General features: G+C 64.7%; 13 protein-coding genes and 1 other RNA gene. 9 read left to right on the top strand and 5 right to left on the bottom strand.

All coding sequences use genetic code 11. The features are described from left to right. The first annotated feature begins 320 nt into the window (after nt 1-320). On the top strand, nt 321-2,495 hold the full coding sequence (locus RRX38_RS07430; protein WP_315962090.1) for a TonB-dependent siderophore receptor: 2,175 nt from the start codon (nt 321-323) through the stop codon (nt 2,493-2,495). A 129-nt stretch (nt 2,496-2,624) separates the two neighbouring features. On the opposite strand, the gene RRX38_RS07425 is transcribed toward RRX38_RS07430, so the two are convergent. The 3 genes from RRX38_RS07425 to guaD form a co-directional block, all read right to left on the bottom strand. Further along, a complete protein-coding gene (locus RRX38_RS07425) occupies nt 2,625-3,578 on the bottom strand; it encodes an ABC transporter substrate-binding protein (RefSeq protein WP_295476962.1) in 954 nt (317 codons plus the stop codon). 10 nt (nt 3,579-3,588) lie between these two features. Then, nucleotides 3,589-4,653, bottom strand: a complete 1,065-nt coding sequence (locus RRX38_RS07420) for an LLM class flavin-dependent oxidoreductase (protein ID WP_315962642.1) — start codon at nt 4,651-4,653, stop codon at nt 3,589-3,591. Nucleotides 4,654-4,874: 221 nt separating this feature from the next. Continuing rightward, on the bottom strand, nt 4,875-6,188 hold the full coding sequence (guaD, locus tag RRX38_RS07415) for a guanine deaminase (protein WP_315962089.1): 1,314 nt from the start codon (nt 6,186-6,188) through the stop codon (nt 4,875-4,877). A 226-nt stretch (nt 6,189-6,414) separates the two neighbouring features. Between guaD and RRX38_RS07410 the strand changes: the two genes are divergently transcribed. The 7 genes from RRX38_RS07410 (at nt 6,415) to RRX38_RS07380 (ending at nt 16,887) form a co-directional block, all read left to right on the top strand. Next, nucleotides 6,415-7,071: a GntR family transcriptional regulator gene (locus RRX38_RS07410; RefSeq protein ID WP_295476966.1), complete on the top strand. Its 657-nt coding sequence runs from the start codon at nt 6,415-6,417 to the stop codon at nt 7,069-7,071. Nucleotides 7,072-7,075: 4 nt separating this feature from the next. Next, on the top strand, nt 7,076-10,564 hold the full coding sequence (smc, locus tag RRX38_RS07405) for a chromosome segregation protein SMC (protein ID WP_315962088.1): 3,489 nt from the start codon (nt 7,076-7,078) through the stop codon (nt 10,562-10,564). Between the two features lie 237 nt (nt 10,565-10,801). Next, on the top strand, nt 10,802-11,674 hold the full coding sequence (zipA, locus tag RRX38_RS07400) for a cell division protein ZipA (protein WP_295476969.1): 873 nt from the start codon (nt 10,802-10,804) through the stop codon (nt 11,672-11,674). A gap of 93 nt (nt 11,675-11,767) precedes the next feature. Next, entirely contained in the window at nt 11,768-14,128 is a 2,361-nt protein-coding gene (gene ligA / locus RRX38_RS07395; protein WP_315962087.1) for an NAD-dependent DNA ligase LigA, read from the top strand. A gap of 90 nt (nt 14,129-14,218) precedes the next feature. Next, nucleotides 14,219-15,382 carry a putative zinc-binding peptidase gene (locus RRX38_RS07390; protein ID WP_315962086.1) on the top strand — a complete coding sequence of 388 codons (1,164 nt, stop codon included), beginning with the start codon at nt 14,219-14,221 and terminating at the stop codon, nt 15,380-15,382. A gap of 156 nt (nt 15,383-15,538) precedes the next feature. After that, nucleotides 15,539-15,635, top strand: an RNA gene (ffs, locus tag RRX38_RS07385) — signal recognition particle sRNA small type. 217 nt (nt 15,636-15,852) lie between these two features. Then, a complete protein-coding gene (locus tag RRX38_RS07380; protein ID WP_315962085.1) occupies nt 15,853-16,887 on the top strand; it encodes a transketolase-like TK C-terminal-containing protein in 1,035 nt (344 codons plus the stop codon). 50 nt (nt 16,888-16,937) lie between these two features. Here RRX38_RS07380 and RRX38_RS07375 read toward each other — a convergent pair whose 3' ends face one another. Next, entirely contained in the window at nt 16,938-17,387 is a 450-nt protein-coding gene (locus tag RRX38_RS07375; protein ID WP_315962084.1) for a MarR family winged helix-turn-helix transcriptional regulator, read from the bottom strand. A 126-nt stretch (nt 17,388-17,513) separates the two neighbouring features. Here RRX38_RS07375 and aceE point away from each other — a divergent pair, with 126 nt between their 5' ends. Further along, nucleotides 17,514-20,183, top strand: coding sequence for a pyruvate dehydrogenase (acetyl-transferring), homodimeric type (gene aceE / locus RRX38_RS07370; RefSeq protein WP_315962083.1), 2,670 nt, complete (start codon nt 17,514-17,516; stop codon nt 20,181-20,183). On the opposite strand, the gene dsdA is transcribed toward aceE, so the two are convergent. Continuing rightward, nucleotides 20,184-21,542, bottom strand: a complete 1,359-nt coding sequence (gene dsdA / locus RRX38_RS07365) for a D-serine ammonia-lyase (RefSeq protein WP_315962082.1) — start codon at nt 21,540-21,542, stop codon at nt 20,184-20,186. Between the last annotated feature and the right edge of the window lie 26 nt (nt 21,543-21,568).

Raw genomic sequence — 21,568 nt, 5'->3', positions numbered from 1 at the left:
GGCTCGGACCCAGCGGGCGGGTCGACGCCTTTTATCTGCGTGTCGGCGTATCGTGACCAAAACTGAGCAGGGGGTCACGATTTTTTTCATGGCTTACGGCCATCGTCGTAGATGGGAGGGCTTGTCAGGCAGGAGGTGCGGGGTAGAGCGGTGATGCGCTGTTCGTCAGGGGCGCTGTTAAATCTTGTAAAGGTAGTTACAGGTTGTGAAAAATTTGTGATTTACTAGTAACGATTCTCAAGAACGTTAGCAGATGCTTCGCGTTCCAGAAGGACTTCGTTCGGCCAAGGAGGGGCCATCACTTTCAGGTATCCCGCCCCATGGCTCTTCGCTTTCCGTCTCGCCCGACCCTGCTCGCGCTGTGTTGCTCTGCCAGTTTCGCGGTGAATGCCGCCGACCCGGTGATCGAACTGGGTGCCATCGATGTCAATGCTGCGGCCGTCAAGGCCAACTCCAACACCCTGCCGGACGCCTATGCCGGCGGCCAGGTCGCCAGGGGCGGGCAGATGGGTGTGCTGGGCAACCAGGACAACATGGACGTGCCGTTCACCCTGACCAGCTATACCTCGAAACTGATCGAGGACCAGCAGGCCGAAGACGTCGGCGACGTGCTGCTCAACGACCCCTCGGTGCGCCAGTCGTTCGGTTTCGGCAACCAGTCCCAAGTGTTCGTGATCCGTGGCATGCCCCTGAACGGCGACGATATTTCGTACAACGGCCTGTATGGCGTGCTGCCTCGGCAGATCCTCTCCATCGACGCGCTGGAGCGGGTCGAGGTGTTCAAGGGGCCCAATGCCTTCATCAATGGCGTGACACCCACCGGCAGCGGCCTGGGTGGCGGTGTGAACCTGCAGCCCAAGCGCGCTGGCGACACGCCGACCCGCCGCTATACCCAGGACATCAGCAGCGACGGACGCATCGGCGAACACCTTGACCTGGGTCAGCGCTTCGGCGCCGACAACCGTTTCGGTGCGCGGGTCAACCTCAGCCAGCGCGAAGGCGAAACCGCCATCGACGACCAGGACCAGCGCTCCAAGCTGTTCGTCGCCGGGCTGGACTACCGTGGCGACAACTTCCGGGTGTCCGGCGATTTCGGTTACCAGAAAGAGCGCATCAACCACCTGCGCAACACCGTGCAGATCGGCACCGCCACCCGGGTGCCGACCGCGCCGAGCGCCAGCCATAACTATGGCCAGGACTGGACCTACAGCGAGACCGAAGACACCTTCGGCATGCTGCGCGGCGACTGGGACCTGAGCGAGAACTGGACCGCCTACCTGGCCGGCGGCGCCAAGCACAGCCGTGAGACCGGCGTGTACGGCACCCCGACCCTGGTCGGCAACAGCGGCACGGCGACCATCGGCGGCTCGGAAATTCCCCATAACGAGGACAACACCTCGTTCGCTGCCGGCCTCAATGGCCGGATGCAGACCGGGCCGGTCAGTCATCAGATCGCGATTGGCGCGTCGACCATCTGGACCCAGCAGGAGAATGCCTACACCTTCTATCGCTCGACTGCGGGCAACACCAATATCTATGACAAGGTCACCTTGCCCAAGCCCACCAATGTATCGTTTGCCGGTGGAGAAATGGGGGATCCAGGGGTGACCGGCAAGACTCGTAACCGCAGCCTGGCCATTTCCGACACCGTCGGGCTGTTCGACGACAGCCTGCTGCTTACCTATGGCCTGCGTCGGCAGCAATTGCGTGTAGAAAACTACAGCTACGATGGCCCGGTCGCCGATGGCAGCCGTACTTCGCTCTACGACCAATCCATCACCACCCCGGTGTACGGCATCGTCTACAAGCCGGTGCAGAGCGTGTCGCTGTATGCCAACCGCATCGAAGGCCTGGCCGCCGGGCCGGTGGCGTCGGGCAGCAATATCACCAACCTCGGCCAGGCCTTCCCGCCGGGGCGCACCAAGCAGCTGGAAGCCGGTATCAAGCTGGACCGGCAGAGCTACGGCGCCAATCTGGCGGTGTTCCGCATCGAAAAGCCGTCTGATGGCTACGTGGATAGCCGCCAGAACCTCTATGTGCGCGACGGCGAGCAGGTCAACAAGGGCCTGGAGCTGAGCCTGTTCGGCGAGCCTGTCGAAGGTCTGCGCCTGATGGCCGGCGGCACGCGCATGACCTCCGAACTGAAGAACACCTCGGGGGGCACCAATGACGGTAACCACGCCATCGGTGTGCCGACCTTCCAGCTCAACGCCAGCGTCGACTGGGACGTACCCGGTGTCGAAGGCCTGGCCCTCAACGCGCGCGCCCTGCGCACCGGCGGCCAGTACGCCGACGCGGCGAACAACCTGAGCCTGCCGACCTGGAACCGCTTCGACGCCGGCGCGCGCTACAAGCTCAAGGCCTGGAAAGACCTGACCCTGCGCGTCAACGTGGAGAACATCACCGACAAGAACTACTGGGCCTCGGCCAATGGCGGCTACCTGACCCAGGGCGAGCCGCGGCTGGTGAAGTTCTCCGGGACCATCGATTTCTGACCCGAGGGAAGGCTGCGCAGCGGCTTCGGTCGCGATTGCTTCCCGGCTGAAGCCGGTCCTACAGGACAGGAGTGGCTTCAGCCGCGAAACAGGCCCCGCCGTCGCGGCTCAATGCCGTTGTCATGCCCCTCACTGACGGGGCTTGAAGGCCTGGCTGAACGAGGTGTCGATCACCGCCCGGGTGTCGAAGGCCTTGGGCAGGGCACCGGTCTGTACCAGGAAGTCGGCGGTGCCCTGGTAATCGTGGGCGGCCTGTTCGTCCACCGGGCCGACGCTCATGTCGGCCTGGCCGATCCAGTGGCGCGACACAGTCGGGTCGAGGTTGGCTTTCTTCGCCCAGGTGTCGGCGTAGCTGTCCTTGTTGGCCTCGACCCACTCCCGTGCCTTCTGCAGGCGCCCGAGGAAGTCGCTGATGGCTGCGCGCTTGGGCTCGATGGCACTGGCGTTGGCGGCAATGCTCGACAGACCGGGCATCAGGCCGCGTGCGGTGATGATCGGCCGGGCGCCAGAGTGCACCACCTGCTGGGAAATGTACGGCTCCCATACCGGAAAGGCGTCGATGCTGCCCTGGGGAAAGGCCGCTGCCGCGTCGATGGGCATCAGTTTGACGAACTGTACGTAGTCATGCGGCAGGCCGGCCTTGTCCAGTGCCCGCAAGGTCAGCTGCTGGCTCCAGGCGCCGGGCCAGTAGGCGACTTTCTTGCCCTTGAGGTCTTCGATGCGCTGGATCGGCGAGTCCTTGCCCACCAGCAGGGCAATGGTGTCCGGGTTTTGCCGCGACACGCCGATCAGCTTCACCGGCGCGCCCTTGGCGGCCAGGAACAGAAAGCCCGAATCGCCGAGAAAACCCAGGTCCAGGGCGCCGACTTCCAGGCCTTCGGCCACCGGTGCGGCAGACTGGAAATGTTTCCACTCGACCGTGTAAGGCGCGCCCTCCAGCACGCCGGAGGCTTCCACCGACGCACGCACGTTGTAGTAGTTCTGGTCGCCGATGCGCAGCACCGTCTGCTCAGCCGCCTGGGCGGCGGGAAGGACGATGGCCAGGGCTGCCAGACTGTTGCGCAGGGCTTGAAGCAGGTTCATGCAGGTCTCCTCAGCCGGCCAGGCGCGGTTGCAGGGCGGCGATCTGTTCACGAATTGCCGGTATCAAGCCCCGGCCGTAGGCTTCGGCGTCGTCCAGAGGATCGAAGCCGCGAATCAGGAAGGTGCTGGCGCCGGCCTGCCAGTAGCGGCCCAGGGCTTTGGCGACCTGTTCCGGGGTGCCGACCAGGGCGGTGGAGTTCCATTGCGCGCCGGTCAACCGCGCGACACCGGTCCACAGCCGTTCGTCGAGCACTTCGCCGCGCTGCGCCGCTGCCAACAGGCGTTGTGAACCCGCGTTGTCCGGTGTGTGGCCATGCACGGGCAGGCCCAGGCGTTCACGGTTGGCGCGGATGCGTTCGAGGATCTCGGCGGCGCGGCGCCAGGCGGCTTCTTCGCTGTCGGCGACGATGGGCCGGAACGACACCGAGATGCGCGGGTTGCGACCCTGGGCCTGAGCCAGCCGCTGCAGGTGGCGTACGTGCTCGCTGAAGTCCGCCAACGGTTCGCCCCACAGCATGTAGGTGTCGGCATGGCGCGCGGCAACCTCCAGCGCGGCGGGCGAGGAGCCGCTGAAGTAAATGGGGATGTGTGGCTTTTGCCGCGGGCGTACGTTGGGCAAGGCGCCCTTGAAGCGATAGAACTCGCCCTGGTGGTCCACCGGACCCGCAGCCGTCCAGATCGCCTTGAGCGCGTGCAGGTATTCATCGGTACGCGCGTAGCGCTGGTCATGGTCGAGCCAGTCGCCGTCGCGTTGCTGATCCGTGTCGCTGCCACCGCTGATCACATTGAGGGCCAGGCGGCCGTTGCTGAACTGGTCGAGCGTGGCCAGCTGCCGGGCCGCCAGGGGCGGGGCGATCACGCCGGGGCGGTAGGCGAGCAGGATGCCGAGGTGCTGGGTGGCGGCGGCGATGAACGAGCTGACCACCGCGCCCTCGGCGCCATTGGAGAAGTAGCCGACCAGCGCCTTGTCGAAGCCGGCGTTTTCATGCGCCTGCGCGAAGCGGCGCACGAAGTCCGCGTCTACGGCGTCGCCCAGCGGCTGGTCCACCTCGGCGCTGGGAGTGGCGGTGATCATGCCGATGATTTCGACGCTCATGGAAGCTCCTTCGCCTGGGATGCTGGCTTGCCAATAAAGGGATTTCTTATAAGCAGTAGGTACTGACCTATCGCTTGCTTATAAGAGTAAGGGGCAAGTCATGGCGAAGTGAAATTCGTAATGGCTATAAGCTAATATTTTAATCCTGTATTAAGTTTGTTTTGTAAGTTGCAATAAATGCATTTATTGGGCGCTGATTGCTAGCGCTGGTGTACCCGCCTTCCCGCCGCCCAGGTCTGCCTGATCGCTCGGTCGTCGCCCAGGGTCATGAGCACGAAAAGCCTTTCTTCCAGGCTGCGGCAGTGCTTAAGACGCTGGGTGATCAGCGGCGTGGCGTGGTAGTCCAGTACCACGAAGTCCGCTTCGTTGCCGGGCCTGAAGCTGCCGATGCGGTCGTCCAGGTGCAGGGCCCGGGCGCCGCCGAGGGTGGCCAGGTACAGCGACTTGAACGGATGCAGCCGTGCGCCCTGCAGCTGCATCACTTTGTAGGCCTCGTTGAGGGTCTGCAGGATCGAGAAGCTGGTGCCGGCGCCGACATCCGTGCCCAGGCCCACCTTGACCTTGTGCCGTTCGGCCATCGGCAGGTTGAACAGGCCGCTGCCCAGAAACAGGTTGGAGGTCGGGCAGAAAGCGATGGCCGAGCCGGCTTGTGCCAGGCGCGCGCAGTCGGTGTCGCACAGGTGTACGCCATGGGCGAACACCGAGCGCTCGCCGAGCAACTGGTGATGATCGTAGACGTCCAGGTAGCTGCTGCGCTCGGGGTGCAGCGAGCGCACCCAGTCGATTTCCTGACGGTTCTCGCTCAGGTGGGTCTGCAGATACACGCCGGGGTGTTCGGCCAGCAGTCGCCCGGCCATGGCCAGCTGTTCGGGCGAGCTGGTCGGCGCGAAACGCGGCGTGATCGCATAGCTCAAGCGGCCCCGGCCATGCCAGCGCTCGATCAGCGCCTTGCTGTCGGTGTAGGCACACTGCGGGGTGTCGAGCAGATCGGGCGGCGCGTTGCGGTCCATCATCACCTTGCCGGCGATCATCCGCAGGTCACGGCGTTCGGCCTCGGCGAAGAAGGCCTCGACCGAAGTCCGGTGCACGCTGCCGAATACCATGGCGGTGGTGGTGCCGTTGCGCAGCAGTTCGTCGATGAACTGGCTGGCCGCCGTAGCGGCATGGGCGGGTTCGGCGAACTGGCGTTCGCAGGGGAAAGTGTAGGTCTGCAGCCAGTCCAGCAGCTGTTCGCCATAGGCGCCGATCATCCCGGCCTGGGGCAGATGAATGTGGGTGTCGATGAACCCGGGGGTGAGCAGTGCGTCGGGGTGTTCGATCAGGGTGACTTCGCGGCCCAGTTGCGGCAACAGCTCGCTGGCCGGCCCCATGGCCTGGATCTGCCCGTTTTCGACCAGCAGCAGGCCGTCCTCGACATATTCGAAGCTGGCCTCGACACCGACCTCGGCCGGGTCGGCCAGGCTGTGTAGCAGGGCGCCACGATGGGCGGTACGAAGGGGGTTGGCAGACGGCATTGAAACCTCATGAATGGTGCGCACAGGCATACAAGTGATCGGACAGCGATTCGTGTGGGCGTTTCCTGATGTTTTGTTCATCCACACCCTGGCGCTTGATATACACTGCGCCGCTTGTATCGAAACTTCGCACGACAGGGCACGTCAAGCCCGCTCCAGGCGACGCCTGGCGGCTCCCCCGGCATTCAGCCCAGGGGTCTGGTCCGGATTCTCAAGGAATTAAACGATGTTCAAGGCGCTGGATAGTCTGGCAGAGCAGATTGCCCAACATTTGGCCGAGCGGATCATCCGCGGCGAACTCAAGCCTGGTGAGCGCATCCAGGAACAGAAAGTCACCCAGGCCCTGAACGTCAGCCGCGGTTCGGTGCGCGAGGCGCTGCTGATTCTGCAGCGCCGCCACCTGGTGGTGATTCTGCCCCGGCGTGGCGCCCAGGTCACCGCGCTCAACGCGCACCACGTGACCAGCCTGTGCAAGCTGATGAGCGAGTTGTACATCCTGCTGGGTATCGCAGTGTCCGAACGCTGGCAGAGTCCCGCCGACCTGCAGCCTTTCCTGGTCATCCAGCAGCGTCTGCAGGCCAGCTTCGAAAGCCAGAACGTGCAGGCCTTCGTCGAAGACAGCTTCAACGTCATGCGTGCGGCCTTTCCGTTCGCCGACAACCCTTACCTGCAGGAAACCGTCGAGAATCTGCAGCCCGCCATGAGCCGCAACTATTTCCTGGCTTTGGAGCAGCGCAAGGCCGAAATGAGCGACTACCTGCGGCTGTTCGAGCAACTGCTGCAGGCCGTACTCGACCGCGACCCGGTGCGCGTGCGCGAGGTGTTGTCCGAATACGGCCAGCGCAGCTGCCAGCTGGTGCTGGCCGCCTTGCAGGCGGTCTGAATCCATGCGCCTGAAGTGCATCAAGCTGGCGGGCTTCAAGTCCTTCGTCGACCCGACCACGGTGAACTTCCCCAGCAACATGGCGGCCGTGGTCGGCCCCAACGGTTGCGGCAAATCCAACATCATCGACGCGGTGCGCTGGGTCATGGGCGAAAGCTCGGCGAAGAACCTGCGCGGCGAATCGATGACCGACGTCATCTTCAACGGCTCGACCAGCCGCAAGCCGGTCAGCCAGGCGAGCATCGAACTGGTGTTCGACAACTCCGCCGGCACCCTGGTGGGGGAGTACGCCGCGTATGCGGAGATTTCCATCCGCCGCAAGGTGACCCGCGAAAGCCAGAACACCTATTACCTCAACGGCGTGAAGTGCCGGCGCAAGGACATCACCGACATCTTCCTCGGCACCGGCCTGGGGCCGCGCAGCTACTCGATCATCGAGCAGGGAATGATTTCCAAGCTCATCGAGGCCAAGCCCGAGGAGTTGCGTAACTTCATCGAGGAAGCCGCGGGTATCTCCAAGTACAAGGAGCGTCGCCGCGAGACCGAGAACCGTATCCGCCGCACCCAGGAGAACCTGGCGCGCCTCACCGACCTGCGCGAAGAGCTCGAACGCCAGCTCGAACGCCTGCACCGCCAGGCCCAGGCTGCCGAGAAGTACCAGCAGTACAAAGGCGAGGAACGGCAGTTGAAAGCCCAGCTCTCGGCGTTGCGCTGGCAGACCCTCAACGACCAGGTGCGCCAGCGCGAAGCGGTGATCGGCGACCAGGAAGTGGCCTACGAGGCATTGGTGGCCGAGCAACGCAACGCTGACGCTGGCATCGAGCGCCTGCGCGACGGCCATCATGAACTGTCGGAGCGTTTCAACCTGGTACAGGGGCGCTTCTATTCGGTGGGCGGTGACATCGCCCGGGTCGAACAGAGTATCCAGCACGGCCAGCAACGGCTGCGCCAGTTGCAGGACGATTTGCGCGAAGCCGAGCGCGCGCGCCAGGAAACCGAGTCGCACCTGGGGCACGACACCACGCTGCTGGCGACCCTGGACGAAGAGCTGCAGATGCTCGAACCCGAGCAGGAAATCACCGCCGCCGCTGCCGAGGAATCGGCCATCGCCCTGGAAGACGCCGAGGCGGCGATGCATGCCTGGCAGGAACAGTGGGACCGCTTCAACCAGCAGTCGGCCGAGCCGCAGCGCCAGGCGCAGGTGCAGCAGGCGCGCATCCAGCAGCTGGAGCAGAGCCTGGAACGCCTGGCCGAGCGCCAGCGGCGCCTGGCTGAAGAGCTGCAGCTGCTTGCCGCCGACCCCGAAGACGCGGCCATCCAGGCCCTGGACGAGGAACTGGCGGCTCGCGAGCTGACCCTCGAAGACCTGCAGATCAACGAAGAGCAGGCCGGCGAGCGCCTGGAGCAGCTGCGCGACGACTTGCAGCGCAGCGTGCAGGCGCAGCAGCAGGCGCAGGGTGAACTGCAACGCCTCAATGGTCGCCTGGCTTCCCTCGAAGCCTTGCAGCAGGCCGCCCTGGACCCGGACAGCGGCACCGCCGACTGGTTGCGCGAGCAGCAGCTGGTACAACGTCCGCGACTGGCCGAGGGGCTGGAGGTGGAGCCGGGTTGGGAACTGGCGGTGGAAACCGTGCTGGGCGCCGACCTGCAGGCGGTGCTGGTGGATGATTTCGCCCGCCTCGATCTGGCCGGTTTCAGCCAGGGCGACCTGCGTCTGGTCAGCCCTGGCAACGCCACGTCCGGTGCGCCCGGCAGCCTGCTGGACAAGGTGCGCAGCGCGGTCGACCTGTCGGCCTGGCTGGGTCAGGTCGTGCCCGTCGACGACCTCGACCAGGCGCTGGCACGCCGTGCTTCGCTGCAGCCAGGGCAGAGTCTGATCAGCCGTGACGGCTATTGGCTGGGGCGCGACTTCCTGCGTGTGCGCCGCGCCGCCGAGGCGCAGAGTGGCGTCTTGGCGCGGGGTCAGGAAATCCAGCAGTTGGGCATGCAACGCGACGAACGCGAGTCGGCGCTGGCCGAGCTGGAGGAGCGTCTGCAGGTGTTGCGTGAGCAACAGTCCAGCCACGAACAACAGCGTGAGGAATTGCGCCGCCGCCTGCAGGACGAAAACCGCCAGCAGGGTGAACTCAAGGCGCGCCTGTCGGCGGCACGTGCCAAGGCCGAGCAGTTGACCCTGCGTCGCACGCGCCTGGAAGAAGAGTTGGCCGAACTGGCCGAACAGCGCAGCGTCGAGCACGAGAACCTCGGCGAGTCGCGCCTGCAATTGCAGGACGCCCTGGATGCCATGGCCCAGGACACCGAGCAGCGCGAAGTGCTGCAGGGCCAGCGTGACCAGTTGCGTGAGCGCCTCGACCGGGTCCGTCAGGAGGCGCGCCAGCACAAGGATCGCAGCCACCAGCTGGCTGTGCGTCTGGGCTCGCTGAAGGCGCAGCACAGTTCCACCCATCAGGCACTGGAGCGTCTGCGCATGCAGTCCGAGCGCCTCAGCGAGCGCCGTGAGCAGTTGAGCCTGAACCTGGAGGAGGGCGCCGCGCCCCTCGAAGAACTGCGCCTGAAGCTCGAAGAGCTGCTGGAGCGGCGCATGGTGGTGGATGACGAAATGCGCACCGCCAAGAACGCCCTGGAAGACGCCGACCGCGAACTGCGCGAGGTCGAGAAGCGCCGCAGCCAGGCCGAGCAGCAGGCTGCCCTGTTACGGGGCCAGCTGGAGCAGCAGCGCCTGGACTGGCAGTCGTTGAGCGTGCGGCGCAAAGCCTTGCAGGATCAGTTGCACGAGGACGGCTATGACCTCGCCGGTGTGCTGGCGACCCTGGAGCCCGGCGCCACCGAGCGCCAGGCCGAGGATGAGCTGGAGAACATCGCTGCGCGTATCCAGCGCCTGGGGGCGATCAACCTGGCGGCCATCGACGAGTTCCAGCAGCAGTCGGAGCGCAAGCGTTACCTGGATGCCCAGAACGCCGACCTGGTCGAGGCTCTGGATACCCTGGAGAACGTCATCCGCAAGATCGACAAGGAAACCCGCAACCGCTTCAAGGACACCTTCGATCAGATCAACAGCGGTATCCAGGCCCTTTTTCCAAAAGTTTTCGGTGGTGGCTCGGCTTATTTGGAACTGACGGGCGAAGATCTACTCGATACAGGGGTGACGATCATGGCGCGCCCCCCCGGGAAGAAGAACAGCACCATTCATTTGCTGTCTGGCGGCGAGAAAGCCCTGACAGCCCTGTCGCTGGTGTTCGCCATCTTCCAGCTCAACCCGGCGCCGTTCTGCATGCTCGACGAAGTCGACGCGCCGCTGGACGACGCCAACGTGGGCCGCTATGCACGTCTGGTGAAAGAGATGTCGCAGACCGTGCAGTTCATCTACATCACCCACAACAAGATCGCCATGGAAATGGCCGATCAACTGATGGGCGTGACCATGCACGAGCCGGGGTGCTCGCGGCTGGTGGCGGTGGATGTGGAGGAAGCCATGGCGATGGTGGACGCCTGAGGGCCGTCGGCCGATGCCGGAAATGGCTTTTTGCTAGTGCGGTTGTGCTCAAGATAACGATTCAGAACACAACAGGTGGTACAGACGGTGTTAAGTTGCCGAAGGTCGTGCTAGTTTAATGACCACTTTTTTATTTCGACGTGGGCAAAATGCCAGTTAGAACATAGACTTGGCTCCACGTTTTAAAGGGGTTTGCTCCCCTGTTTTTAGAATTTCTCATTCGAGGCACTGGATTACATGGAAATCGGTCTGCGTGAATGGCTGATCGTCATCGGCATTATCGTCATCGCCGGTATTCTCTTTGATGGCTGGCGGCGCATGCGCGGCGGCAAGGGCAAATTGAAATTCAGGCTTGATCGCAGCTATTCCAACCTGCCGGACGACGACGAAGCGTCGTCCGCCGAGCTGCTCGGCCCCTCCCGCGTGCTGGAAACCCAGAAAGAACCGCAACTCGACGAGCATGACTTGCCGTCGGTCAGTGCCGAGGCGCGTGAGCCGCGCCGTCGCCACAACGACAAGAAGCGCAAGGACGAGCCGCAGCAGGGCGACCTGGATCTGGACGAAAGCCCGGCACCGCTGTCGGCCCGCGAAGAGCACGAGGTCGAAGACAAGCCGGCTGCGCGTGGCACCTCTTCGTCCGGCTATGGCAACGTCGCCGAGGACAAGGAGCAGGCGCCGCTGGAAGAAGTGCTGGTGATCAGCGTGATTTCCCGCGACGAGAGCGGCTTCAAGGGCCCGGCGCTGCTGCAGAACATCCTGGAAAGCGGCCTGCGTTTCGGCGAGATGGACATCTTCCACCGCCACGAGAGCATGGCCGGCAACGGCGAGGTGCTGTTCTCCATGGCCAACGCGGTCAAGCCGGGGGTGTTCGACCTCGACGACATCGACCACTTCAGCACCCGTGCGGTGAGCTTCTTCCTCGGCCTGCCAGGTCCACGGCATCCGAAGCAGGCGTTCGACGTGATGGTCGCTGCCGCACGCAAGCTGGCCCACGAACTCAACGGCGAGCTCAAGGACGACCAGCGCAGCGTGCTGACCGCCCAGACCATCGAGCACTACCGCCAGCGCATCGTCGAGTTCGAGCGCCGCGCGCTGACCCAGCGCCGCTGAGCGGGGGCGGGTGATGTCTCGGCCCGCCCGGATCAACTTGTTCGTAGAGAGCAGCTTCGGCTGCTTTCTTGCTTTTTGTCTTGAGAGAACACCATGAAGGCTGTCGAAACCCGAATCCTGGAATTGCGCACCGAGCTGGACCAGCACAACTATCGTTATCACGTGCTGGATGAACCCAGTATCCCGGATGCCGAATACGACCGCCTGTTCCACGAACTCAAGGCCCTGGAAGCCGACAACCCGCACCTGGTGACCCCGGACTCGCCCACCCAGCGGGTCGGCAGCGCAGCCTTGACTGCCTTTACCCAGGTACGCCACGAGCTGCCGATGCTCAGCCTGGGCAACGCCTTCGAGGAAAGTGACCTGCGTGATTTCGACCGCCGCGTCGGCGAGGGGCTCGACCTGCCGGCTGGTGACCTGTTCGGCGCGGGCGCCAAGGTGCAGTACAGCTGTGAACCCAAGCTCGACGGGCTGGCGGTGAGCCTGCTGTACCGCGACGGCGCCCTGGTGCGCGGTGCTACGCGCGGTGATGGCACCACCGGCGAAGACATCAGCGTCAACGTGCGCACCATCCGTAATGTGCCGCTCAAGCTGCAGGGCAAGGGCTGGCCGGCGACCCTGGAGGTACGCGGTGAGGTGTTCATGTCCAAGGCCGGCTTCGAGAAGCTCAACGCCAGTCAGGCCGAAATCGGCGGCAAGACCTTCGCCAACCCGCGCAATGCCGCCGCCGGCAGCCTGCGCCAGCTGGATTCGAAAATCACCGCCAGCCGTCCGCTGGAATTCTGCTGTTACGGTTTGGGGCAAGTAACTGAAGAAATTTCCGACACGCATGTAGGCGTGTTGGAAAAACTCAAGACCTGGGGTTTGCCGATCAGCCGCGAACTGAAACTCGCTGATGGCGTTGAGCAATGCCTGGACTATTACCGTGATATCGGTGAGCGGCGCTTGAGTCTGCCTTACGAAATCGACGGCGTGGTGTTCAAGGTCAATAGCCTGGCCTCCCAGCGCGAGCTTGGTTTCCGCGCCCGCGAGCCGCGCTGGGCCATTGCCCACAAGTTCCCGGCCCTGGAAGAACTCACCGAACTGCTCGACGTCGAGTTCCAGGTCGGGCGTACCGGCGCGGTGACTCCCGTGGCGCGCCTTAAACCGGTCAAGGTGGCCGGCGTGACGGTGTCCAACGCCACCCTGCACAACATGGACGAGGTGGCGCGCCTGGGCGTGATGATCGGCGATACGGTGATCATCCGCCGCGCGGGTGACGTGATTCCTCAGGTTGTCCAGGTGGTTACCGAGCGCCGACCCGAGAATGCGCGCCCGGTGCAGGTGCCCGAGCAATGCCCGGTGTGCGGCTCGCACGTCGAGCGTACCCAGCTGGTCAAGCGCAGCAAGGGCAAGGAAACCCTCAGCGAGGGAGCCGTGTACCGTTGCATCGGCCGCCTGGCCTGTGCCGCGCAGCTCAAGCAGGCGATCATCCACTATGTGTCGCGGCGCGCGATGGACATCGAAGGCCTGGGTGACAAGACCATCGAGCAACTGGTGGACGAACAACTGATCGGCTCGCCGGCCGACCTCTATGGCCTGCAGTACGAGCAGATCATCGACCTGGAAGGCTTTGCCGAGGTGTCCACCAACAAGCTGCTCAAGGCCATCGCCGACAGCCGCCAGCCGAGCCTGGCGCGCTTCATCTACGCCCTGGGCATTCCCGACGTGGGCGAGGAAACCGCCAAGGTCCTGGCCCGCTCACTGGGCGCCTTGCAGCGCGTGCAGCGGGCCTTGCCCGAGGTGCTAACCTACCTGCCGGACATCGGTCTGGAAGTGGCGCACGAGATCCACAACTTCTTCGAAGACGAGCACAACCGCCAGGTCATCGATGCCCTGCTCGGTGAGCGCGGTCTGGTCCTGCAGGACGAAGGCGAGGTGAGCGCCGAGTTCGCCGCCAGCGCCACCCTCGACGGGCTGCTCGACAAACTGCACATTCCCTTCGTCGGCCCGGGCGGTGCGCTGAAGCTTGCCGAACGTTTTGGTGCGCTGGACAAAGTGATCGAGGCCGACTGGTTGGACATGCGCCAGGCGCTGCCGGAGAAGCAGGCCAACGCCGTGCGCGAGTTCTTCGCCAGCCCGGACAACGCCGCCCGCGCCCGCGCCATCGAGGCGCAGCTCAAGGATTTCGGTATGCACTGGCACAGCGAGCGCAAGACCGCCGAAGGCCTGCCGCTGGCCGGCCAGACCTGGGTGCTCACCGGGACCCTGGAACGCATGAGCCGCGACATCGCCAAGGACAAGCTGGAAAGCCTCGGCGCCAAGGTCTCCGGCTCGGTGTCGGGCAAGACCCACACGGTGGTCGCAGGACCCGGTGCCGGCTCCAAGCTGACCAAGGCCAACGAGCTGGGTGTCCGGGTGATGGACGAAGACGCCTTCGTGGATTTCCTTGCCGGCCATGGCATCAGTGCCTGACGCACGCCGGGCGCACGCCAGCCGGCTGATAAACGGAACCCGCGCTGAAGGGCATGATCTAGTCATGCACATCAGCGGGGGAAATCCACCATGCTTCGTTTCTTCGAACAGTTGAGTTCGCGTATCTCCGCGCCCTTCATCAGCGACAGCCGCCGGGCCAGCAAGGTCTGGCAGTGCCGCTGCGGGCAGCCGGTATTTTTCCCCAATACCCAGTGCCTGGCCTGCGAGGCGGCGCTGGGTTATCTGCCGGAGCAGGGGCGTGTGGTGGCGCTGGAGCCGGCCGGCCAGCCCGACACCTGGCGCGTCAGCGGCGAACCGGGCGATGCCCTGTACCGGCGCTGCGCCAACCTGGGCACGGCGGCGGCGTGCAACTGGCTGCTGCCGGTGTATGAAATGGGTGACTTCTGTGTGGCCTGCGCGCTGAATCGCACCATTCCCGACCTGAACATTGCCGAGAACCCCGAGCGCTGGTGCAAGGTAGAAACCGCCAAGCGCCGCCTGGTGGCCCAACTGGTCGGTCTGGGACTGCGGGTCATTCCCAAGAGTGTCGACGAGCAGCGCGGCCTGGCCTTCGATTTCATCGGCGTGGACCAGGAGGGCCGCAGGCCGACCACCGGGCATGCCAACGGCCTGATCACCCTCGACATCCGCGAAGCCGACGATGCCCACCGCGAAGCGATACGCGTGCAGATGGGCGAGCCATACCGAACCTTGCTCGGCCACTTCCGCCATGAAGTGGGGCACTACTACTGGGACCAACTGATTGCCAACAGCCACTGGCTGTGGTCGTTCCGCCAGCTGTTCGGTGACGAGCAGGCGAGCTACGCCGAGGCGCTGGAGCGCCACTACCAGCAAGGCGCCCCCGCCGACTGGCAGACGCATTACGTGAGCGCCTACGCCACCATGCACCCTTGGGAAGATTGGGCGGAAACCTGGGCGCATTACCTGCACATGGTAGATGCCGTCGACACCGCACTGGGCTTCGGCATGAGCGCCCGCGACAAGGGCCTGGAGTTCCAGCCGTTTCCGCTAGAAGCACTGTTCGACCCACAGCACCCCGGCGGGCCGTCGTTCCTGGCCTTCGTCAACGCCTGGATCGAACTGGCCGGTATGCTCAACGAACTGTCACGCAGCATGGGCCAGCCGGATTTCTACCCCTTCGTGCTCACCCCGGCGGTGATCGCCAAGCTGCACTTCATCCACCTGGTGATCCAAGACGCCGGCGGCAAGGCTGATGAGGTGGTGCAGGTCTGAGCGGTATCGAGGGCAGGGGCTCAGCCCCGGCTGACCCGGCATTGGAGCCAAGTCCTTGAGCGACCTGATTTTTTAATCGCAATCAGAGGTTGTATCTTCGCCGCAGACCGGTACAATAGCGCGGCCCGCTAGCAGCGGGCGTCTTTATGGTGACCCCATCGGTCCCCTCGCAATGATTACCCGTCAACCTGGTCAGGTCCGGAAGGAAGCAGCCATAGCGGGAACATCGTGTGCCGGGGTGTGGCTGGTGGGGTTGCCACCCTCTCAAGCTCGTCCGAGCTGCTGAATCTCTTAATCGAACATTCTTCGCGTCGCCCTCTGGTACTCGTTCGCCTGTCATTCACCGCCATCCGTATTGGCGCGGTCATCTTGTGCCCGACACTTTCCTGATGAGGAAATTTGATTGCATATGCAATCAGATTGCTTTATTCCTGACCCTCCCGCGCCCATCGCCACAGGAGTTCGAAGGAATGAAGACGCACCCTCAACAGCCCGTTCCGGCCACCGGTCAGTTGGTCGAAACGTGTCTCCAGCGTTTCGACAAGGCCCTGGCCAGCGGCGCCGGGCAACGCTGTTCGCCGTTGGCGGCAGTCGGCGAGGTGCTGCGAAGTTTCCAGGGGGTGTCCGCTCGGCACGGGCCGAGGGTGATCAACGACCATCCCGCCGACTTGCAAAGCCAGGTGCCGATCAGTGCCTGGCCGTTGTGGTTCGCCGAGGCGCAAGAGGCCGAGCGGCCGTTGTTCTACCTGACCCGTTCGCCGACCTCCGCGCATCTGTCGATGTTGAGTCGGCAGATCGGTGAGCGGGGCATCGTGTTCAATGACATCGAGTCTTCGCCGTCGCGCTGGGCCAAGGGGGCACACCCGTGGTTGCCGCTGTGGCTGGCGGGCAACCGGCAGTGTTTGCCGTTCGACCCGGCCTGTGGCGCAGAGGCGCTGGCAATCGTGGTCGGCGCCTTGCGATCGTTGTACGTGGAGGGGCGGCCGGGTTTCTGTTACCTGACCTTGCATGACCAGATCCCAAGCGTCGCCGGCCCGTATGTAGACCTGCACGGAGCCTGGCTGGGGCTTTACCGTGTGAATCCGCCAGCGCCCAGCGCGCCGCTGCGCCTGCTCGGTGCCGGGCGCATGCTGGATGAGGTGCGTGAGGCGGCGCGGCTGCTGGCAGAGGATTGGGGCGTGGCCTGTGAACTGTGGAGCTGCCCGAGCTATACGCGCCTGGCCCGGGATGCCGAGAGGGCAGGGCAGCGCAGCCATCTGCTCGGCTGTCTGGGACAGGGCGACAGGCCAGTGCTGGCGGTGACGGGGTATGCGCAGTTCGTTGCGGCGCAGATTGGCGCGCACCTGCCGGGGCCGTTCCGGGCACTGGGGGCGGACAGTCTCGCGCCGGGGCAGCGCCTGGATCGACACTGGGTGGCCTACAGCGCCCTGCAGATGCTGGTCGATAGCGGGCACTTGCCGGTCAGTTGCCTGGCCGAGGCGCTGCAGTGCTACCGCCTCAACTGACTTACCCGTATTGGCTTCAGCCGCGCCGGCAGGTCAGCAGCGGCCGATGTCTATTCGTGCGCACCCCGGCGGGCATTGTGCATGGCGTTTTCCAGCGCTTCGGCGAACACCCGCTGCTGCGCCTCATCGAATTCGGCGAGGAACAGCTCGTCCACCGCCTGCTTGTAGACCTTCCACATGCGCTGGCGCAGTGCCCGGCCACTGTCGGTGATGCACGCCAGGGCGGCACGGCCGTCATCGGCCACCTTGACCCGCTGGACCAGATGTTCCTTCTCCAGGCGGTCGACCAGGCGAGTGAGGTTGTATCGTTCGATGGCCAGTACGTCGGCCAGTTCGTGCATGCGCCGGGTGCCATCCGGGCCACTTTCGATACCCCACAGCGCGTCGTACCAGGCGTAGGGCGGCAGTTTTTCGTCGGCCAGGCGGCGTTCGATTTCGCGGATGAGGCTGCGGTGGGCGCGAATGAAGTTGAACCAGAGATCAGGGGGCGGCGTGGCCATTGCGGCTCCAGGGATTGGTAATTGCAGTTGCAATCATAGGCGGGTTGGCGATAGATTCAATTGCAACTGCAATCAAATGGTCGGCGCTCCTGCACTGGCCAATGCCTGTTCAGGAGGATTTTTCCGATGGCGCAACGCTCCCCACACCTCGATGCCGACCCCCAGGAAACCCGCGAATGGCTCGACTCGATCGCCTCGGTGGTCGAGGCCGAGGGCCGTCCGCGCGCGCATTTTCTGATCGACCAGCTGCTGGATTTCGATGTCTCGCTGCACGGTGATTTTCATGGTCGGGTGACCACGCCCTATGTCAATACCATCACTCCGGATCGACAATTGCCTTACCCCGGCGACCTGGACATGGAAGCGCGCCTGAACGCCTACATTCGCTGGAACGCCCTGGCCATGGTGCTGCGGGCTGGCAAGCACTCTGGCGTCGGCGGGCATATCGCCACCTACGCCTCGGCGGCGGTGCTCTACGACGTCGGCTTCGATCATTTCTTCCGTGGCCGCACCGAGCGCTTCGCCGGCGACATGGTCTACATCCAGGGGCATTCCTCGCCGGGCATCTATGGCCGCGCCTACGTGGAGGGTCGGCTGAGTGAAGAGCAGCTCGACAACTTCCGCCGCGAGACCGACCGCGACGGCATTTCCTCCTATCCGCACCCACGCCTGATGCCGGACTTCTGGCAGTTTCCCACCGTGTCCATGGGGCTGGGGCCGATCACTGCCGCGTATCAGGCGCGCTTCATGCGCTACTTGGAGAACCGTGGCCTGAAGGAACATCAGGGCCGCAAGGTGTGGGCTTTCCTCGGTGACGGCGAGATGGACCAGCCCGAGTCGCTGGCAGCCATTTCCCTGGCCGGGCGCGAAAAGCTCGACAACATCATCTTCGTGGTCAACTGCAACCTGCAGCGCCTCGACGGGCCGGTGCGCGGCAATGCCAAGGTGATCCAGGAGTTCGAGAGCCTGTACCGCGCCGCCGGCTGGAACGTCATCAAGGTGGTCTGGGGCAGCGGCTGGGACGCATTGCTGGAGAAGGACAAGAGCGGTCTGTTGCGCCAGCGCATGATGGAGTGCGTCGACGGCGACTACCAGACCTACAAGGCGCAGAACGGCGCCTATGTGCGTGAGCACTTCTTCGGCAAGTACCCGGAGCTGCTGGAGCTGGTCGCCGACCTGAGCGACGAGCAGATCTGGAAGCTGTCGCGCGGCGGGCACGACCCACTGAAGGTCTACAACGCCTATGCGGCGGCGATGCGCCACAAAGGCCGGCCGACCGTGATCCTCGCCAAGACCGTCAAGGGCTTCGGCATGGGCGAGGCCGGCGAGGGGCAGAATATCAACCACCAGCTGAAGAAAATGGGGGCCGAGGCGGTGAAGGCCTTCCGTGACCGCTTCGGCCTGCAGATCGACGACGCGCAACTGGGCGACATGCCCTACCTGCGTCCGGCAATGGACAGCCCGGAAGCCCGTTACCTGCAATCGCGCCGTGACAGCCTCGGGGGCCAGGTGCCGGCCCGCCATGCGCAGGTCGAGCCGTTGGCAATACCGCCGCTGTCGGCGCTGGAGGCGCAGCTCAAGGGCACCGGCGAACGCACCATTTCCACCACCATGGCGTTCGTGCGCATTCTCAGCACCCTGCTCAAAGACCCTAACGTCGGGCGCCTGGTGGTGCCCATCGTGCCGGACGAATCGCGCACCTTCGGCATGGAGAACCTGTTCCGTCAGGTGGGTATTCATTCCCATGTCGGCCAGCTCTACACCCCGCAGGACGCCGGCACGCTGTCGTACTACAAGGAGAGCCGCGACGGGCAGATCATGCAGGAGGGTCTCAACGAGTCCGGCGCGACGTCCTCGTGGATCGCCGCCAGCACCTCGTACGCCAACCACGGCGTGATGACGTTGCCGTTCTACATCTTCTATTCGATGTTCGGCTTCCAGCGCGTCGGCGACCTGCTGTGGGCGGCCGGGGATGCCCGCGCCAGGGGCTTTCTGCTTGGCGCCACCTCGGGGCGTACCACGCTGATGGGCGAGGGCCTGCAGCATGACGACGGGCACAGCCATGTGATGTCCGCCACGGTGCCGTGCTGCATCTCCTACGACCCGACCTATTCCTACGAGCTGGCGGTGATCATCCACGACGGCATGCGGCGCATGTTCGTCGAACAGCAGGACGTCTACTACTACGTCACCGTGCTCAACGAGAACTATCAGCACCCGGACATGCCCGAGGGCTCAGAGCAGGGGATTCTCAAAGGGCTGTACCGTCTGCCGGTGGAGCGCGCCGCGCAGGGCACGCGGCATGTGCAACTGATGGGCAGCGGGTCGATCCTGCCCGAGGTGCTGGCGGCGGGCGATATTCTCGAACGCGACTATGGCGTCAGCAGCGAGGTGTGGAGCGCCACCAGCCTCACTGAAGTGCGCCGCGAGGCCCAGGCCGTGGAGCGCTGGAACCTGCTGCACCCGCTGGAAGAACCGCAGGTGCCGTATGTGCGCCAGGTGCTCGACGGGCATCCCGGGCCAGTGGTGGTGGCCACCGACTACATGAAGATTCACGCCGACCAGATCCGCCCCTGGCTGGGCGACCGCCGCTTCGTGGCGCTGGGCACCGACGGCTTCGGCCAGTCCGACACCCGCGAGGCGTTGCGCCGGCATTTCGAGGTGGACCGCCAGTTCATCGTGCTGGCGGCGCTCAAGGCGCTGGCCGACGACGGCGTGATCGAGCGCGCAGTGGTGGCCCAGGCCTTGACCGACCTGGGCATCGACGCCGGCAAGACCGACCCGGCCAGTGTCTGATCAGCCTTGCAGCAGGGCTGCGCCCCGGCTCAGGTAACGGTCCATTTCCTCAGCTGGCACCATGCCGCCGCCGGTGGCCCAGATCAGGTGGGTGGCCTGGGCCATGCTGCGTTCGTCCAGGCCGAGGCGCTGGCGGTAGCCCTGGTGCTCCTGCAGCACATGCCAGGTGCCGGGCGCACCGGCCAGGGCCGAGGGCTCCAGGGCGATGCCTTCGCTCTGTTGCATGAGCGCCAGCAGGCGCATCAGTTCGTCGTCGCTGACCGTGTAGTAGCCATCGAGCATGCGTTGCAGGCTGCGCCCGACGAAGCCGGAGGGGCGGCCCACGGCCAGGCCGTCGGCGACGGTCCGGTTGCTGATACCGAAATCCTGCACCGCCAGCTGCTCGTGCAGGCCGGTGTAGACGCCCATCAGCATGCAGGGTGATTCGGTGGGTTCGGCGAAGATGCAATGCACATCGTCACCGAACGCTAGCTTGAGGCCGAAGGCAATGCCGCCGGGGCCGCCGCCCACGCCACAAGGCAGGTAGACGAACAGCGGGTGCTTGGCATCCACCTGGAGGCCTTGTGCCTCGAACTGTGCCTTGAGGCGTGCGCCGGCCACCGAATAGCCGAGGAACAGCGTCGTGGAGTTCTCGTCATCGACGAAGTGGCAGCTCGGGTCGGCGGCCGCTTCACGGCGGCCCTGTTCCACGGCCTGGCCGTAGTCGCCAGCGTATTCGACGACCCTGACCCCATGGGCGCGCAGTTTGTCTTTCTTCCATTGCCGGGCATCGGCCGACATGTGCACCGTGGTTTCGAAGCCCAGGCGTGCGCTGGCGATACCGATCGACAGGCCGAGGTTGCCGGTGGAGCCGACGGCGATCTTGTGCCGGGCGAACAGCGCCTGCAGTTCGGGCTCGGCGAGCTTGCGGTAGTCGTCATCCAGGCTCAGCAGGCCGGCTTGCAGGGCCAGTTGCTCGGCGTGGAACAGCACCTCGTAGATGCCGCCACGGGCTTTCACGGAACCTGAGATTGGCAGGTGGCTGTCCATCTTCAGCAGCAGGCGCGGTGCTGTGCGCAGGCTGTAACGCTCGCTCAGCACACTGGCAAAGGCGGGTATCTCGCGCAGCTCGGATTCGATGATGCCGCCGCTGGCGGCGACTTCCGGGAAGGCTGCGGCCAGGAACGGTGCGAAGCGTTGCAGGCGGGCGCTGGCCTGGTCCACGTCGGTCGCGCCCAGAGGAATGTCGTGCAGGGCCTCGGCCAGTGGCGCGATGGCCGGGTTGAACCAGCTCAGTGGTTCCAGGCGCAGCAGCGGCGCCAGCAGCGGGTAGGCGGCCAGCCAGTCTTGCAGCGGTTTACCGTGCACTGTGGTGTCCATGGGGCGCTCCGTGAAGGCGTGTGAAT

The sequence above is a fragment of the Pseudomonas sp. DTU_2021_1001937_2_SI_NGA_ILE_001 genome, from assembly GCF_032463525.1.
Classification (GTDB): Bacteria; Pseudomonadota; Gammaproteobacteria; order Pseudomonadales; family Pseudomonadaceae; genus Aquipseudomonas.
This window is presented reverse-complemented; position numbering and strand designations above follow the sequence as displayed.

What these genes read in the sequence shown, in the direction of transcription:
- RRX38_RS07430 (WP_315962090.1), top strand. Translation starts at nt 321, where the DNA reads ATGGCTCTTCGCTTTCCGTCTCGCCCGACCCTGCTCGCGCTGTGTTGC.
- RRX38_RS07425 (WP_295476962.1), bottom strand. Translation starts at nt 3,578, where the DNA reads ATGAACCTGCTTCAAGCCCTGCGCAACAGTCTGGCAGCCCTGGCCATC.
- RRX38_RS07420 (WP_315962642.1), bottom strand. Translation starts at nt 4,653, where the DNA reads ATGATCACCGCCACTCCCAGCGCCGAGGTGGACCAGCCGCTGGGCGAC.
- guaD (WP_315962089.1), bottom strand. Translation starts at nt 6,188, where the DNA reads ATGCCGTCTGCCAACCCCCTTCGTACCGCCCATCGTGGCGCCCTGCTA.
- RRX38_RS07410 (WP_295476966.1), top strand. Translation starts at nt 6,415, where the DNA reads ATGTTCAAGGCGCTGGATAGTCTGGCAGAGCAGATTGCCCAACATTTG.
- smc (WP_315962088.1), top strand. Translation starts at nt 7,076, where the DNA reads ATGCGCCTGAAGTGCATCAAGCTGGCGGGCTTCAAGTCCTTCGTCGAC.
- zipA (WP_295476969.1), top strand. Translation starts at nt 10,802, where the DNA reads ATGGAAATCGGTCTGCGTGAATGGCTGATCGTCATCGGCATTATCGTC.
- ligA (WP_315962087.1), top strand. Translation starts at nt 11,768, where the DNA reads ATGAAGGCTGTCGAAACCCGAATCCTGGAATTGCGCACCGAGCTGGAC.
- RRX38_RS07390 (WP_315962086.1), top strand. Translation starts at nt 14,219, where the DNA reads ATGCTTCGTTTCTTCGAACAGTTGAGTTCGCGTATCTCCGCGCCCTTC.
- RRX38_RS07380 (WP_315962085.1), top strand. Translation starts at nt 15,853, where the DNA reads ATGAAGACGCACCCTCAACAGCCCGTTCCGGCCACCGGTCAGTTGGTC.
- RRX38_RS07375 (WP_315962084.1), bottom strand. Translation starts at nt 17,387, where the DNA reads ATGGCCACGCCGCCCCCTGATCTCTGGTTCAACTTCATTCGCGCCCAC.
- aceE (WP_315962083.1), top strand. Translation starts at nt 17,514, where the DNA reads ATGGCGCAACGCTCCCCACACCTCGATGCCGACCCCCAGGAAACCCGC.
- dsdA (WP_315962082.1), bottom strand. Translation starts at nt 21,542, where the DNA reads ATGGACACCACAGTGCACGGTAAACCGCTGCAAGACTGGCTGGCCGCC.